A 15,278-nucleotide genomic window follows, 5' to 3' on the forward strand; every position below is an offset into this window, starting at 1 on the left:
CCCCATCGCCCGAAGGGCACGGCCAGGCGGCGTTCAGGCCCTGAGCCGGAGTTGCAGGAAGTGACGGTACAGCCTGAACGCCCGTCCGCAGAACAGACCAACGGTAAAGCCTGCGGCGGTGCCGCTGATACCCAGCATCTGCACGCTGGCGGCGTGCTCGGGATGCACGGCGCTCTGGTAGCCGATCCAGTATCTGACCGCGAAGAACAGCAACGAGATGCCGAGGATCTTCAGGGTACCGGGCACCAGAAGGGTCTCGCTGCTCGACTCCAGCAGGACCCCGGCGCTGGAAAACAGCAGCATGGCCAGCAGGCTGCCCAGCGCTGCCCCGCCGGCCCAGGCCACCAGCGCCAGCAACGGGTGGTCGCCGAGGTGCAGCGACCACACCGACCAGACCAGAAGAATTGCCGGCATCAGCAGCAGCGAGCGACGGCTTTCGCGGGTGGGGGAGAGGGCACGCAGACCGTAGTAGCAGACCAGGGCGAAGACGGCATACACCCACAGGGGCGTTCCTTGGAGGATATCGAGCATCTGCGGCGTCCTTGCTGGCGTGGAAAAGGGCGGCCCATGGTGCGCTTCGCCCACTCTGCCGGGAAGCCCCCGGCTCGACGCCTACTGTGCCTGGGTCAGGGTGACTCCCGCTTCCAGTTCCTGGCGCAGGCCACTGCCCCGTCGGGCAATGAATACCAGCTGTGCGGCATGCTCGGCAGGCTGGTCGGTGGCCAGGGTGAACTGGCTGCGGCGGCCTACGTGCTGCAACCAGTAGGGCTGCTCGTTGCCTTCCAGGTGCACCAGGCCCTTGAGGCGCAGCAGGTCGGCAGGCAACTGCGCCAGCCAGTCGCGCAAGGCCTTGGGTTGCAATGGCCGGGAGCTTTTCCACACCCAGCTCTCGAACAACTGGTCGTGGGCCTGGGGCAGGGCCTTGAACAACACGTCGGTGGAGCGCACCGGTGGGGCCAGCAGCAACTCCTGGGGCAATTGGGCCTGCACGGTTTCAAATACCGGCGCGCGGCAGACGAGGCTGGCGCGGATGCCCTGCAACTGCTCCGGAGTCACCAGGTCGACCTTGTTCAGCAGCACCCAGTCGGCGCAGGCCACTTGGGCTCTGGACAACCGGGCCATGTCGCCCTCCAGGGCCTGGTAACCGCTGGCGTCGACCAGGGTGACCACGGCATCCAGGTGCAGGCGGTCGCGCAGTTGCGGGTAACCGATGGTCTGCACGATGCGCTGAGGGTCCGAGACGCCGCTGCACTCGATGACGATCCGCTCCAGGGCCGGACGCAGCTTGGACAGGCTCACCAGTTGCGCCAGCAGGTCCTCCTGAACGGTGCAGCAGATGCAACCGTTCTGCAGGCTGTACACCGCATCGGTGACTTCGGCGATGATCGCCGCATCGATGTTCAGCTCGCCGAAATCGTTGACGATCACCGCCAGCCGGCCGCTGTCGGTACGCTGCACCAGGCGGTTGAGCAGGGTGGTCTTGCCGGCACCGAGAAAGCCCGAGACCACGGTGACCGGAATGCTCGCCAGCTTGTTCATGGCTCCTGGCCCTCGATCACCGGTGGCAGGCCTTCCCAGACCGCCTGCAGCGGCGTGTCGCTGAAGGTGCCCTGGCGGTCGTAGACCAGTTGCCCCTCGACGAAGGTCAGTTGCACCTGGGTGTGGTGGATGTAGTTGCGTGCGCCCTGGGCGAACAGGTCACGGTCGAGCACGATCAGGTCCGCCGACTTGCCAACTTGCAGGCTGCCGGTCAGGTGTTCCAGGCCCATGGCATGGGCGCCGTTGAGGGTCGCTACCTGCAGGGCCTGTTCCAGGCTGATGGGATCGCCGAAGGTATCGGGCTCCTGGTTCCAGGGGTTCTGCCGGGTCACCATGGTTTCCAGGGCCAGCCAGGGGTCGATGGACGCCACCGGCCAGTCGGTGCCGAACACCGCGATACCGCCGGCCGCCAGTACACCCTTGAAGTCGTAGATGCGCTTGAGGCGTTCCTGACCGTAGCCGGAGCGCGCGCCGCTGGCGAACGGTGTTGGGTACCAGGCCGCCGGGGAGAACTCGGCGATCACGTCCAGGGCCTGGAAGCGCTTGAGGTTGCCCGGGTGCAGCAGGGTACTGTGGGCGCACTGGTGACGAATGCCGCTGTTGCCGTTGCGCCGGCGGGCCTCGGCCACGGCATCGAGGAACACGTCGGAGGCGCCGTCGCCGGTGCAGTGGGCGATCACCCGCAGGCCGCGCTTGTCCATGTCCACCACCATGTCGGTGATGTGTTCCGGGGTCAGGTTCAGCTTGCCGCGCCAGCTCGATTCCTCGGGCCAGGGGGTCAGCAGGTACGAGGATTTGGGCTCGACAGTGCCGTCGAAGTGGAACTTCACTGCGTTGGCGCTCAGCCGGGAGCTGCGATAGAAGTGCCGCTCGCCGCTGAGCAGCTCCCAGCGCCGGCGCACCGGGAAGATATCGTCCTGCCAGCTGATGGCGGCTTCCACCCGCAGGGTCAGCTCACCGGCATCGTCCAGTTCCTTGAGGGCCTGCAGGCGGTTCTCGCAGACGTGCACGTACTTGGTGGCGGTCACGCCACGGGAGGTCTGGAAGTGCACGCCGTCGCGATAGGCGCGGCGCAGTACCGACACTGGCGTCGGCGGCATGGCGGCGTGGATCAGGGCGTAGGCGCCGTCGATCAGCAGGCCGTTGGGCTCGCCGGTCAGCTCGTCACGCTCCAGGTAGCCGTTGCGCGGGTCGCTGGTATGACGGTCGATGCCGGCCAGTTCCAGGGCCCTGGAGTTGACCATCATGGTCCCCCACATGCGGTCCAGCAGGGCCACGGGACGGTCCGGCATGATGCTGTCGAGCCACTCGCGACCCGGTGTCAGGCCGGCTTCGCGGAAGGTGTAGCGCACCCAGTACTGGCCGTAGATCCAGCCATCGCCCGGGTGACTGTCGGCGTAGGCATGGATCGCCGCCGCCAGTTGCTCCGGGGTCGGGTCTTCGATGCCCACGTCCAGGTCGTCGGCGTAGCGCGGCGCCAGGGCCAGGTCCGGGTGGGTGTGCATATCGTGCAGGCCGGGCATGCAGAAGGCCCCGTCCAGGTCGTGCTGACGGGTATTGGGGCCGATCAACGAGGCCAGCGACGCAAGGCTGCCCACCGCGATCAGCTTGCCCTGGCGCATGGCCACGGCGTCGGCCCAGGGCTGGGCTGGATCGAGGGTGTACATCCGGCCGTTGTGCAGGACCAGTTCGGCGTACTGGTCGACGGCGCTATGGGTGGAATTGAATTGGTCGGAAGCGGTCACGGGTCAACCTCTCAAGCAGGGGCCCTTCAACGTTGGGCAGAAAATGGGCGACAGGCTCAGTTGCAAAGGTGTTGTCATGGGCATTGCTGTGGCGAGGGAGCTTGCTCCCGCTGGGTGGCGTAGCCACCCCAAAGTCCGCGACCGCGATGCAACAATTGAATCGCGGGCCGGGCCTTTACGACCGCTTCGCAGTCGGGCGGGAGCAAGCTCCCTCGCCACCATCGGTCTTTTGTTCAGCGTTGTGCGCCCAGGGCCTCGACAAAACCGGCGATGCGCTGGCAAGCGTCCTTGAGCACCTCGTCGGCGACCGTGAAGGAGATGCGCACGAAACCCTCGGCGCTGGCACCAAAGGCCTGGGCATCGAGCACCGAGACCCCAGTGGCACGGAACAGCTGCCAGGCGAAGTCCATGCTCGACAGGCCGGTGCGCCGCACGTCCACCAGCATGAACATCCCGGCCTCTGGCTCACGGCAGTCCAGCAGGTGCACCTGGCCGAGGCCCGCCACCACCAGGTCGCGGCGCCGGCGATAGACTTCGCGGGCGCTGTCGACCACCTCTTCATCCAGCTCCAGGGCCTTGAGCGCGGCTTCCTGGACGAACCCCGGCAAGCCGTAGAGCATGCACAGCAGCAAATTGTCCAGGTGACCCACCAGGGCTTGCGGACCGACCACCCAACCCACGCGCCAGCCGGTCATGGCGTGGGTCTTGGACAGGCTGTTGAGGATCACCGTGCGCTCGGCCATGCCCGGCAGCGAGGCGATGCTCAGGTGCTGGCGGTCGTAGGTCAGTTGCCCATACACCTCATCGGAAATCACCCACAGGTCGTGCTTGCGCGCCACTTCGGCCACCGCTTCGAGTTCTTCGCGGCTGTAGACATTGCCTGTGGGGTTGCACGGTGTAGCCAGGGCGATGCCCCGGGTCTTGTCGCTCAGGGCCGCTTCCAGGGCTGCAGCGGTCAGGCGAAAACCGTTGGCCGCGGGCTGCTCGACACCCACCAGGCGTGCCCCCGAGGCATGGATGCAGGCCTCGTAGGTCAGGTACATGGGCTCAGGCACCAGTACTTCGTCGCCACTGCCGAACAGGCACAGTGACGTGGCGAACAGGCCGTTCTGGGCCCCGGCCACCAGGGCCACGTTGTCGGCGCCGACGTCGATGCCCAGCAGGCGGCGCTGCTTGGCGGCAATCGCTTCGCGCAGGGCCGGGCGTCCCAGGACGTGGGTGTAGTGGGTGTCGCCCTGCTCCAGTGCGGCGCTGGCGGCGGCGCTGATGCGCGGGTCGGTGGCGAAGTCCGGGTCGCCGACGCTGAGGACGATCACGTCCTCGCCACGGCCACGGGCCTCGATGGCCGCGTAGTGGATGTCCCAGGCACTGACGGATTCGCCGCTGATACGCTGGACGAAAGGTGAGTAACGCATGTGGTTCTCCTCACGGGCCTCGTGGCCCGCGCAATGAATGGGTTCAGGCCTGGCGCTGGGGCGCCTGCTTGTGAGGTGTGGCGCCCAGGCGGTTGCACAGATGTTCGATGACAAAGGCCAGGACGATGTAGATCAGCGCCACGGCCAGCAGCGGCTCGTAGACTTTCAGGGTCTGGGCGCGCACCAGGTTGGCCGCGCCCAGCAGGTCGGTGACCGCCACGGTGGAAGCCAGGGCGGTGGCCTTGAGCAGCAGTACGCACTCACCCACGAGGGTCGGGCGTACCAGCTCCAGGGCCCGGGGCAGCCACACCCGGCGCAGGGTCAGCCAGTGGCCCATGCCGTAGGCGCGGGCCGCTTCCAGCTCGCCCCGGGGCACGGCCCGCAGTCCGCCACGCAGCACTTCGCCCACATAGGCACCGACACTCAGGGTCAGGGCCAGGGCCACGTACCAGAAACCCTCGCGCAGGTAGGGCCAGAGAAAGCTGCCGCGGATCGGCGGGTAGGCGGCGAACAGGCTGCCGACCCCGTAGTAGAGGATGTAGATCTGCACCAGCAGCGGCGTGCCGCGGAACACGCTGATGTAGAACTGCATCGGCGCGCGAATCAGTGGATTGCGCGACGCCCGGCCCAGTCCCACCAGCACCGCCAGGGCAAAACCGCAGATTCCGCTGAGCAGCAGGAGCTTGAGGGTGATGCCCAGTCCGCGTACCAGCTCGGTGGAAAAACCGTTGATCCAGGAAAAATCCATTGCAAGCTCCTAGTGCTGGGGCAGCCAGCGGTTGGTGCGTCGTTCGAGCACGCGGAACACGCTGCCGGACACCAGGGTGATGACGAAGTAGAACGCCGCGACCGCCAGGTAGAACACCAGGTAATGCTTGGTGGAGCCGGCGGCCTGCTTGCCCACCGAGAGCAGTTCGCTGTAGCCGACGATGCTGATCAGCGCGCTGTCCTTGACCAGTACCAGCCACAGGTTCGACAGCCCGGCCATGGCGAAGGGCAGCATGCTCGGCAGCAGGATGCGTCGCACCAGCAGCCAGCGCTCGATGCCGTAGGCCCGGGCGGCTTCGATCTGGCCGTGGGGGATGGCCAGGATCGCGCCGCGGATGATCTCCGCCGAATAGGCGCCCTGGACGATGCCCAGCACCAGTATCGCGGCGATGAAGCCGTTGACCGTGACGCTGGGCCTATCCATGGCGGCCATGGCCATGTTCAGCAGGTCGGTGCCGGCGTAGTACAGCAGCAGGATCAGCAGCAGCTCGGGCATGGCCCGGTACAGGGTGGTGTAGAGGTTGGCCAGCTTCACCAGCCAGCGCGGTCCGCGAAGCTTGATCATCGCCACCAGCAGGCCGATGCCCAGGCCGAGGACGAAGGCCCCGGCGGAAATCTGCAGGGACACCAGCGCGCCCTGGGCCAGGGCGCCGAGCCAGCCGTCGGCGACGAACAGTTGGGAAAGGTCGGACAGAGAAATCATGGCGTATCCAGTCAACGCCGGCGGCCCACCGCAGCGGGCCGGCCGGTCGGCTTAGTTGGCAGAGATGTCGACGCTGAAGTAGCGACTGCGGATCTTGTCGTAGGTGCCGTCGGCCTTGAGCGCTGCCAGGGCGCTGTCTATCCGTTGCTGCAGGGCGCTGTCACCCTTGCGCAAGCCAACGCCGATACCGGAACCGAACAGCGGGTCCTTGGGCGCAAGGCCCTTGCTCGCCAGGCCGGCGCCGGCCGCCGACTGGAGCACCGGCTCGATGGTCAGGGCATCGGCCAGCATCACGTCGATGCGCCCGCTTTGCAGGTCCGAGAGCATGTCGTCCTGGGTGGTGTAGTAGCGCAGGGTCGAGGTCTTGCCGTAGTAGGTCTTGGCGAAGGTGGCGTTGGAGGTCGAGCCCTGCACCCCGATCAGCTTGCCCTTGAGCCCGTCGGGCGTGGTGGTGAGTTCCAGGGCCTGGTCGGCGACCCACATGGCTGGAGTCTGGTAGTAGGGGGCGGAGAAATCGATGACCTTCTGCCGTTCCTCGGTGATGCTCAGGGAATTGAGGATGGCGTCGATCTGGCTCGACTGCAGGGCCGGGATCAGGCCGTCCCAGGCCACTTCCTTGAGCGGGCACTGGGCCTGCATGCGTTCGCACAGGGCCTTGATCAGTTCCGGTTCGAAGCCGCTCCAGTCGCCGGCACCGCTTTTCATCGAGAACGGCGGGTAGGGTTCCAGGGCGATGCCGAAGACGATCTTGTCGGCAGCCAGGGCGTGGCTGGACAGGGCACTGAACAGGCAACCGGTGGCGAGCACCTTGAGCAGGTTTTTCATGGCTTTACCCTTTATCGAAGTTGTTGTTTTCAAGGATTGAAGCGGGACGTCAGACGCGGTTTTCCTGGGCCATGACGAATTGCCGGCAGCGCTCGCTGACCGGGTTGAGGAACACCTGCTGCGGGGGACCTTCCTCTTCCACCAGTCCCTGGTGGAGAAACATCACCTTGCTCGACACATCGCGGGCGAACGCCATCTCGTGGGTCACCAGAATCATCGTGCGACCTTCCTCGGCGATGCCCTGGATGACCTTGAGCACCTCGCCCACCAGCTCCGGGTCCAGGGCCGAGGTCGGCTCGTCCATCAGCAGCACCCTGGGGCGCATCGCCAGGGCCCGGGCGATGGCCACCCGCTGTTGCTGGCCGCCGGACAGAAAGGAAGGAAAGGTATCGCGCTTGTGGGCCAGCCCGACCTTTTCCAGCAGATGCTCGGCGTGGGCGATGGCCTCCTTGCGGTCTTCGCCGAGGACATACACCGGCGCCTCGATGACATTCTCCAGCACGGTGCGGTGGGGCCACAGGTTGAAGCTCTGGAACACCATGCTCAGTTGGGTGCGCAGGCGGGCGACCTGGGCCGGGTCGGCGACCTGTGGGTTGCCGGCACGATCGGTCTTGAGGCGCACCTGCTCGCCATTGATGCGCAGGCTGCCGCTGCAGGGAATCTCCAGCAGGTTGATGCAGCGCAGCAGGGTGCTTTTGCCCGAACCGCTGGAGCCGATCAGCGAGACCACTTCGCCTTCATTGGCGCGCAGGGCGATGCCCTTGAGGACGTGGTGATCGGCGTAGCTCTTGTGCAGGTCGTCGATCGCCACCACGGGATTGGCGGAGTTGGGCTGCGAATGCAAGGGTCGACCCTCTTGTTATTGTGCGATGGCCGGGCAGTTCCCGGCACAGGGTAGGACCTGAGAATTAGCCATCGAGGGCATGGGGTCAATCGAGCATTTTTAGCCGCAAACGGAAATTTTTTTCAGTAATCAGGGGTTTTATCGCCGACAGACAAGACTATTGCCCCACGGCGATTGCCGTTATCGTGCAGCCACTCGTTTTCCTGTAGTCGAGGCATGATCGGTATGCGTTATCCCTCCATGACGGCGCTGCGGGCCCTGGATGCGGTGGCCCGCCTGGGCAGTGTCGCCGAAGCTGCCAGCGAGCTGAACCTGACGCCCAGCGCCATCAGCCACCAGATCAAGAGCCTGGAGCAGACGCTGGGGTTCGCCCTGACCGAGCGCTTGGGCCGCAGCATTCGCATCACCTACCAGGGCGAGCGCTACGCCCGTGACATCCATCTGCTGCTGGCCAACATCCTCGAGGCCGGGCAGCGCTCGGACGGCCAGCAGGTCAGCGGGCGGCTGTGCATCAGCAGCCCGCCGGGGTTCGCCACCTACTGGCTGTGCACCCACATCGCCGAGTTCCAGGCGTTGTATCCCCAGGTGGAACTGCACCTGGTGTCGCCGCGTACGCCGGGTGATACCAGTGACAGCAGCGTCGATCTGTTCGTCGCCTACGGCATGGGCGACTGGCCCAACCAGCATGTGCAGAAGATCGTTTCCCTGCGGTATTTCCCGGTGTGCAGCCCGAGCCTGGTGAATGCTATGGGCGGGTTGAAGAGCCTCGATGCCCTGGACCACGCCCTGCTGCTGCACATGATCGACTACTCCGACTGGCGCATCTGGCTGGCGGCGGCCGGAGCACCGAACGTCGATGTACGCCGGGGCATCGTGTTCGCCGACGCGCATTTCGTGCAATCGGCCTGCATCGCCGGGCAGGGTATTGCCATGGGCGACAACCTGATCAGCGGCGAGGCCCTGGCCAAGGGGCTGCTGGTGCAGCCGTTCGGCACCGAGATCGAGTCCAATCGCGGCTACTACCTGGTGGCCGACTTGCTAAAGGCCGAGCGCCCGGTGGTGCTGGCCTTCAGCGAGTGGGTCAAGTCCCAGTTGCAGGGCATCACCCGCTTGCACCCAGAGCCGCGCCGTAACGGTAAAGCGTGAATTTTATTGATCAATCGCGAGGATTTTTTTCGATTGTTGCTCCTCGGTCGCTGCGACTAATGTCCGTCGGCATCAGCCGGGCGCAGGGTGTCGCCCGCCATAAGAACAAGAGGAGTAGTCGATGACCACCTGTGCGCAGTCGCTGGTTCGTTTGCTGGAAGGTTATGGCGTGGACACGGTGTTCGGGATTCCCGGCGTGCATACCGTTGAACTGTATCGCGGCCTGCATGGCAGTCGCCTGCGCCACGTCAGCCCGCGGCATGAACAGGGCGCGGGTTTCATGGCCGACGGCTACGCCCGGGCCAGCGGCAAGCCCGGGGTGTGCTTCATCATCACCGGTCCCGGCATGACCAACATCCTCACCGCCATGGGCCAGGCCTACGCCGACTCGGTGCCGATGCTGGTGATCTCCACGGTCAACCGCCGCGAGCACCTGCGCCTGGGCCACGGCCACCTGCACGAATTGCCGGACCAGCGGGCGATGGTGGCCGGGGTCTGCGCCTTCAGCCACACCTTGCAGTCGCCGGCCGAGCTGCCGGAAATCCTGGCCCGGGCCTTTGCCGTGTTCAAGTGCGCGCGTCCACGGCCCGTGCATATCGAGATTCCCCTGGATGTGCTGGAGATGCCGGCCGCCGATCTCAACCTGATGCCGCGCAGCCTGCCCGGGGCACCGGCACCGGCCGCGGATTCGATCAAGGCGGCGCTGGCCCTGCTGGACGTCGCTCACCGGCCGCTGATCCTCGCCGGTGGCGGTGCCCGCGGTTGCGCCCAGGTATTGCAGCAACTGGCCGAGCGCCTGCAGGCCCCGGTGGCGCTGACCACCAACGCCCGGGGCCTGCTGCCCCAGGCGCACCCGCTGCTGCTCGATGGGGTGCAGTCTGCGGTCCATGGCCGGGCGCTGATCGACGAAGCCGATGTGGTGCTGGCGGTAGGTACCGAGCTGGGCGAGACCGACTACGACTTCTTTGGCCTGGGGCCGTTGCGCTTCAAGGGTTCGCTGATCCGCCTGGACATCGACCCGATGCAGGTCATGGGTGTGCAGCGGGCCCATGTCGGCCTGCTGGGCGATGCCCTTCAGGGCTTGCAGGCACTACTGGACCAGGTGGCGCCGCAGACGGCCCGCGGGCGCTGGGCGGTGGACAGCGTGCAACGGGTGAACCAGGCCGAGCGCGCCAGCTGGAGCGCCAGGCAGCGAGGGCTGCAAGGCTTGCTGGACCTGCTGCGCGATAACCTCGATACACCGATCCTGGTGGGTGACTCGACCCAACCCGTGTACCAGGGCGCGTGTGGTTACCAGGCCCCGGCCCCGGCCAGCTGGTTCAATGCCGGCAGCGGCTACGGCACCCTGGGTTATGGCCTGCCCGCGGCCATGGGCGCCAAGTTGGCACAGCCGGAACGAACGGTGGTGGCCCTGGTGGGGGACGGTGGCTTGCAGTTCACCAGTGGCGAACTGATCGCGGCCCGGGAAGCGCAGATCGGCGTGATCCTGCTGGTCTGGAACAACCAGTGTTATGGCGAGATTCGTGACTACATGCACGCCCGGGACATCGAGCCGCTGGGGGTGGACATCCTCACCCCGGACTTCCAGGCCCTGGCCCGCAGCTGCCATGTGTCCCATCACCAGGCCGACAGCCCCACCCAGTTGCAGGAGCTGCTGGCGAGCCTCAAGGGCACCCGCCAACCCGTGATGATCGAAGTCGACGCTGGCGCCTACCTGGCCCTGGACTGAGCCTCGATCGTCAGGAGCTACACCGCAAGGAATGCGCAGGCAAGGGGCAAGGTGGGTTACATTCAGGCTGTCGCCGGGATGCACCTTGTCACTTGAGGATTCATGGATGAACTGTATTTTCTGCCAGATTATCGCTGGAACCCTGCCAGCGGCCGTGGTCTATCGCGATGAACACTGCATGGCCTTCATGGACGTGCACCCCCTGGGCCAGGGCCATGTCTTGCTGATTCCCCATTCCCACGTGGAAAAACTCGAGCAGTTGCCCGGTTTTGTCCGCCAGCACCTGTACCAGGTGTTCGACGGCCTGGTGGCCGCGCAGCGCCGCGCCGGCTACGGCGTGGAAGGTACGCACTTGCTGGTCAACGATGGCCGGGCCACCAACCAGCACATTCCCCATGCCCACATGCACTTGATCCCCCGTCGCAGCGGCGATGGCCTGGGGTTCGCCGGGCGCCTGCTGCTGCACCTCACCGGGTTGTTCGGACGCCGGACGAAACTGGAGGCTTTGCAGGCGCAGGCCACGAGCATCGCCGAGCAGGTGCGGGTGCCCTGGGTCAGTGAAACCCCTGTGGGCAGTCGCTGATATGGACCGTAGCCGCGCGCTGGCGCTTGAATCTGCCGAAACCCAATACCTGCGGGCCCGGGTCCAGGGCCTGGCGAGCCTGCCGGGCAACCCTTATGGAGCCCGCCTGCTGGGTGAGCCAGGGTGTGGTGCGTTCGTCGTCGCTGGCAATCCCAGCCCGATGATGAACCGGGTACATGGCGACAGGGCACAGGATGCCCGACGCCTGGTCGATCTGCTGCAGCGCAAAGCGGCGTACGCCCCGGCGATCGCCTTGATCGCCGAGTCTGCCAGGATCGCGCCCACCCTGGAGCTGGAAGGGCAGCCGTTGCAGCGCCTGAAGGGCTGGACCCATGGGCAGTTGTTCGCCCCTGTGGACGAGATCGTGGCGTCGCCTTCAGGGCTGGAGATCGAGCCGGTGACTGCCGCGACGCTGGAAGCGTTCTGCACGCTGCACCGTGAGGGCTTCAATACTCCAGCGGCCGCCCGGCCAGTCAATCAGGCGGCCTTTGGCGGCTTGCTCAACGATGGCCGCGGGCATCTGTACCTGCTGCGGGACCAGGGCGTTGCAGTGGCCGGCGCGGCGCTGTTCATCGCCGACAACGGCGTGGCCTACCTGGGCACCGCCTTTACCACCAAGGCCGCGCGGGGCCAGGGTCATCACCGGGCCCTGATCGCCCATCGGTTGCAGCAGGCCGTCGCCTTCGGTGCTCGGAGTGTGGCGGCCACGGCGCTGGTGAACTCGCAGAGTCGACGCAACCTGGAGCATGGCGGCTTGCGCCTTTCCCACCTGCAAACCCTGTATCGGGCCGCGCCTTAGCATCGCTGATGCCGCAGGAGTTTCCAGCCCTTGGGCAGAATTGGCAGCCCGGCCAGTGCCGATCAGTAAAGGAAATGGCAGGAGCGAGGCTTGCCCGCGATGGACCTCAGAGCGCTGCGTTTATCCCGTAAACAAGCGCTACCGTTAACGACTATCGCGAGCAAGCTTCGCTCCTACGCTGGCATTCGGTAGCCTGGCTTCTTTGCGACAGGCAGGCAGCGAGCGGGGTTAGCCGGTCGAAGCGATGAGTCTCGGAATCAGCGCTATTGGGTTGTCCGCGATTGCCTGGCCCATTCCTCGGCGGTCCTTGCCTGGACCGGCAGGGCAAAGCAGAAGGTCGCGCCGCGCCCGGGCAGGTCCTCCAGGCGGATGCTGGTGCCATGCAGTTGCAGGATGCGATGCACGATGCGCAAGCCCAGGCCGCCGTCACGACGGGCGCCACCGATGGTGAAGGGGCGCAGGAACAGGCCTTCGCGCAGGTGCTCGGCAATGCCGGGACCACTGTCGCTGACTCGTACCTGCACCTGCGGGCCGTCGGCACGCAGGCCGATCTCGATCTCGCCACCGCCGGGGGTGTGGCGCAGGGCATTGTCCACCAGGTTGGTCAGCACCCGTTCGATCAGCCCCAGGTCGGCACAGGCGCCCCAGGCACCCGGGGCGAAGTCGGCCTTGAGCTGCACCTGGCGCGCCTCGGCGGCCAGTTCGAACTTCTGGAAGATGTCTTGCAGCAGGTCGGTCAGGGAAAAGGCCTCGAGCACCGGCTGGACGAAACCGTGTTCCAGGCGCACCAGTTCCAGCAGCGCCTGGGCCAGGCCACCGACCTTGCGACTCTGGTCCAGGGCGATGCCCAGGTAGCGCCGACGTTCCTCGGCACTCAGGGTGGCGTCCTTGAGCGACAGGGTTTCCAGGTAGCCGTGCAGGGATGACAACGGGGTGCGCAGGTCGTGGGAAATGTTCGCCACCAGCTCGCGGCGCTCCTGATCCTGGCGGGTCAGGGTGCGCCACTGTTCGTTGAGCCGGGTCTGCATCTGCCGGAACGTGGCGTCGAGCACGGCGATTTCATCCAGGCTGCCGTTCTTGGGTTGTGGTGGTGACGCGGGCTCCAGTGGTGGCGAGGCCCCCTCGATATCGAAGTGGCCGACCCGTTCGGTCAGGGTGCGCAATGGCCGAGTGATCAGGGCGAAGGCCGTGAGGCCGGCGATCAGGCACAACAGCGCCACCAGGGCGATCGACCACAAGGCGATGTTCAGGGCCGCCCCCGTGGCGCCGCGTTCGGCCAGGCGATCGTGTTCCTCGCTGAGCAGCACTACGTACAGATAGCCCGCCTGCTTGCCGGCCACCATCAACGGCGCTGCGCTGAACACCTTGCGTCCGTCCGGGCTGCGCGGGTCGTCACCGAGGATCGGCAGCGGATCGCCGGCCAGCAGGCGCCGGACCGGCGCCAGGTCGACCTGGTCGCGGCGCAGGCGACCGGCAGGGGCGGCGTTGCCCATCACGCGTCCCTGGGTGTCCAGCAGATACACCTCGACACTGGGGTTCACCAGCATCAGCTGGCTGAACAGCGTACGCAGGGCGTTGGGCATCAGGCCATTGGCATCCATCAACTGGGTGTCCTGGGCGATATGCCCGGCCAGGTCCCGCGACAGGCCCTGGACCACTTCCAGTTCATGCATGCGGCTGGAGCGCACTTGCAGCCAGGCCGAGGTGGAGCAACACACCAGCAGCAACAGGGCGAACACCACGGACAGGCGCTGGGTCAGGGTCAACCTCATGTCGGCTCCTGGGCGGCGAACTTGTAGCCGCGGCCCCAGACAGTGAGGATCCGCGCCGGCTGCGCCGGGTCGCTTTCGATCTTGGCCCGCAAGCGATTGATATGCGTGTTGACGGTGTGCTCGTAGCCTTCGTGGTTGTAGCCCCAGACGGCATTGAGCAGGTCCATGCGCGAGAACACCTTGCCCGGCTGGCGGGCGAAGAAATACAAGAGATCGAACTCCCGCGGCGTGAGGTCCAGGCGTCGTCCGTCCAGGCTGGCGTCGCGGGTCAGCGGATCGATGGCCAGTCCGTCGAGGTCGAGGCTGCCGCTGTCCAGCTTGAGGTTGCGCGCCAGCGCATCGACCCGGCGCAGCAGCGCCTTGACCCGGGCCACCAGTTCGAGCACCGAGAATGGCTTGGCCAGGTAGTCGTCGGCGCCCAGTTCCAGGCCAAGGATGCGGTGCATCTCGCTGGAGCGGGCACTGGTGATGATGATCGGGGTATAGCGGGTCATGGCCCGGGCGCGGCGACAGATCTCCAGGCCGTCGACCCCGGGCAGCATCAGGTCCAGGACCAGTGCGTCCCAGCCGCCCTGTTCCAGCAACCGCAGGCCCTCGGTGCCGTTGGCGCTGTGCACCACTTGCAGGTGTTCGTCGCGCAAGTGCAGCGCAATCAGCTCGGCAATGTGCTGGTCATCCTCGACCACCAGCACGCGTTTGGCTTGTTCCATCGACACTCGGGCCTCGCGGGGGCAATGGGCGCATTGTGCGGTGTTTCGCCTCGGCCAGTTATCACGAATTGTTTAACTGTGCGTGAGGATTTGGCGATCAGCCCAAGCATAGGCTCTGCCTAACGTTCAGAGGCCGATTGCGGGAGAGACCCATGTTCACACGGCGACAATTGCTGGCGGCAGGTGCAGGTCTTGGAGTGGCCACCCTGGCCCTGAAGGCGCTGCCCTGGCAGGGCGGTGAAGGCAGCCTGGTGGGCGCGGCCCAGGCCGATGAGGGCTTCGCGGTGAGCCACACCGACAACCAGTGGCGCACCTTGCTCAGCCCCGAGCAGTACCGGGTGCTGCGCCAGGAGGGCACCGAACGGGCCTACAGCAGCGCGCTCAACGACGAGCACCGTGCGGGCACCTTCGCCTGTGCCGGCTGCGCCCTGGCGCTGTTTTCCTCGACCACCAAGTTCGACAGCCATACCGGCTGGCCGAGTTTCTGGGCGCCCCTGGCCCAGGCGGTGGGGCAGCGCCGCGATGGTTCCCTGGGCATGCAGCGCACCGAAGTGCATTGCCGGCGTTGTGGCGGCCACCTGGGGCATGTGTTCGATGATGGCCCGGCGCCTACCGGCCTGCGCTACTGCATGAATGGGCTGGCCATGAACTTCACCGTGCAAGCGGCCTGATGCTGTTACTCACCGATAGAAGGATGACC

Annotated in this window: 15 protein-coding genes; 5 read left to right on the forward strand and 10 right to left on the reverse strand. The window is 66.2% G+C overall.

The genetic code is table 11. The annotated features are described in order from the left end of the window. Positions 1-33: 33 nt before the first annotated feature. The 8 genes from LGQ10_RS25050 to LGQ10_RS25085 all read right to left on the reverse strand — a co-directional run bounded on the left by LGQ10_RS25050 (position 34) and on the right by LGQ10_RS25085 (position 7,839). On the reverse strand, positions 34-531 hold the full coding sequence (locus LGQ10_RS25050; RefSeq protein WP_226523518.1) for a DUF6622 family protein: 498 nt from the start codon (positions 529-531) through the stop codon (positions 34-36). Between the two features lie 81 nt (positions 532-612). Then, a complete protein-coding gene (locus LGQ10_RS25055; RefSeq protein ID WP_226523519.1) occupies positions 613-1,539 on the reverse strand; it encodes a CobW family GTP-binding protein in 927 nt (308 codons plus the stop codon). Then, positions 1,536-3,284 carry an amidohydrolase gene (locus tag LGQ10_RS25060; RefSeq protein WP_226523520.1) on the reverse strand — a complete coding sequence of 583 codons (1,749 nt, stop codon included), beginning with the start codon at positions 3,282-3,284 and terminating at the stop codon, positions 1,536-1,538. The genes LGQ10_RS25055 and LGQ10_RS25060 overlap by 4 nt, the downstream gene beginning before the upstream one ends. 233 nt (positions 3,285-3,517) lie before the next feature. Then, entirely contained in the window at positions 3,518-4,699 is a 1,182-nt protein-coding gene (locus tag LGQ10_RS25065) for a pyridoxal phosphate-dependent aminotransferase (protein WP_226523521.1), read from the reverse strand. Positions 4,700-4,742: 43 nt separating this feature from the next. Further along, a complete protein-coding gene (locus tag LGQ10_RS25070) occupies positions 4,743-5,447 on the reverse strand; it encodes an ABC transporter permease (protein WP_226523522.1) in 705 nt (234 codons plus the stop codon). A 9-nt stretch (positions 5,448-5,456) separates the two neighbouring features. Then, positions 5,457-6,170 (reverse strand): ABC transporter permease, encoded by a 714-nt coding sequence (locus LGQ10_RS25075; protein WP_058438523.1) that lies wholly within the window; start codon positions 6,168-6,170, stop codon positions 5,457-5,459. 51 nt (positions 6,171-6,221) lie between these two features. After that, positions 6,222-6,995, reverse strand: coding sequence for a transporter substrate-binding domain-containing protein (locus LGQ10_RS25080; RefSeq protein ID WP_058438521.1), 774 nt, complete (start codon positions 6,993-6,995; stop codon positions 6,222-6,224). Positions 6,996-7,044: 49 nt separating this feature from the next. Further along, a complete protein-coding gene (locus LGQ10_RS25085) occupies positions 7,045-7,839 on the reverse strand; it encodes an ABC transporter ATP-binding protein (protein ID WP_413247569.1) in 795 nt (264 codons plus the stop codon). A gap of 225 nt (positions 7,840-8,064) precedes the next feature. Between LGQ10_RS25085 and LGQ10_RS25090 the strand changes: the two genes are divergently transcribed. From LGQ10_RS25090 to LGQ10_RS25105, 4 genes are all read left to right on the forward strand, one after another. Further along, on the forward strand, positions 8,065-8,985 hold the full coding sequence (locus LGQ10_RS25090) for a LysR substrate-binding domain-containing protein (RefSeq protein ID WP_226523523.1): 921 nt from the start codon (positions 8,065-8,067) through the stop codon (positions 8,983-8,985). Positions 8,986-9,106: 121 nt separating this feature from the next. Further along, entirely contained in the window at positions 9,107-10,714 is a 1,608-nt protein-coding gene (locus tag LGQ10_RS25095) for a 5-guanidino-2-oxopentanoate decarboxylase (RefSeq protein WP_226523524.1), read from the forward strand. Positions 10,715-10,820: 106 nt separating this feature from the next. Continuing rightward, positions 10,821-11,297 (forward strand): HIT family protein, encoded by a 477-nt coding sequence (locus LGQ10_RS25100; RefSeq protein WP_058438453.1) that lies wholly within the window; start codon positions 10,821-10,823, stop codon positions 11,295-11,297. Position 11,298: 1 nt separating this feature from the next. Next, positions 11,299-12,096 carry a GNAT family N-acetyltransferase gene (locus LGQ10_RS25105; protein WP_226523525.1) on the forward strand — a complete coding sequence of 266 codons (798 nt, stop codon included), beginning with the start codon at positions 11,299-11,301 and terminating at the stop codon, positions 12,094-12,096. Positions 12,097-12,359: 263 nt separating this feature from the next. On the opposite strand, the gene LGQ10_RS25110 is transcribed toward LGQ10_RS25105, so the two are convergent. Together LGQ10_RS25110 and LGQ10_RS25115 are read right to left on the reverse strand one after the other, a co-directional pair. Continuing rightward, complete coding sequence (locus tag LGQ10_RS25110) at positions 12,360-13,868, reverse strand: sensor histidine kinase (protein WP_226523526.1); 1,509 nt, start codon at positions 13,866-13,868, stop codon at positions 12,360-12,362. Then, positions 13,865-14,578, reverse strand: coding sequence for a response regulator transcription factor (locus LGQ10_RS25115; RefSeq protein ID WP_226523527.1), 714 nt, complete (start codon positions 14,576-14,578; stop codon positions 13,865-13,867). Before LGQ10_RS25115 ends, LGQ10_RS25110 begins: the two co-directional genes overlap by 4 nt. Positions 14,579-14,730: 152 nt before the next feature. On the opposite strand from LGQ10_RS25115, the gene msrB reads away from it, so the two are divergent. Continuing rightward, on the forward strand, positions 14,731-15,249 hold the full coding sequence (gene msrB / locus LGQ10_RS25120; protein WP_226523528.1) for a peptide-methionine (R)-S-oxide reductase MsrB: 519 nt from the start codon (positions 14,731-14,733) through the stop codon (positions 15,247-15,249). Positions 15,250-15,278: the final 29 nt, after the last annotated feature.

This window comes from Pseudomonas sp. L5B5 (genome assembly GCF_020520285.1).
In the GTDB taxonomy this organism is placed as follows: domain Bacteria; phylum Pseudomonadota; class Gammaproteobacteria; order Pseudomonadales; family Pseudomonadaceae; genus Aquipseudomonas.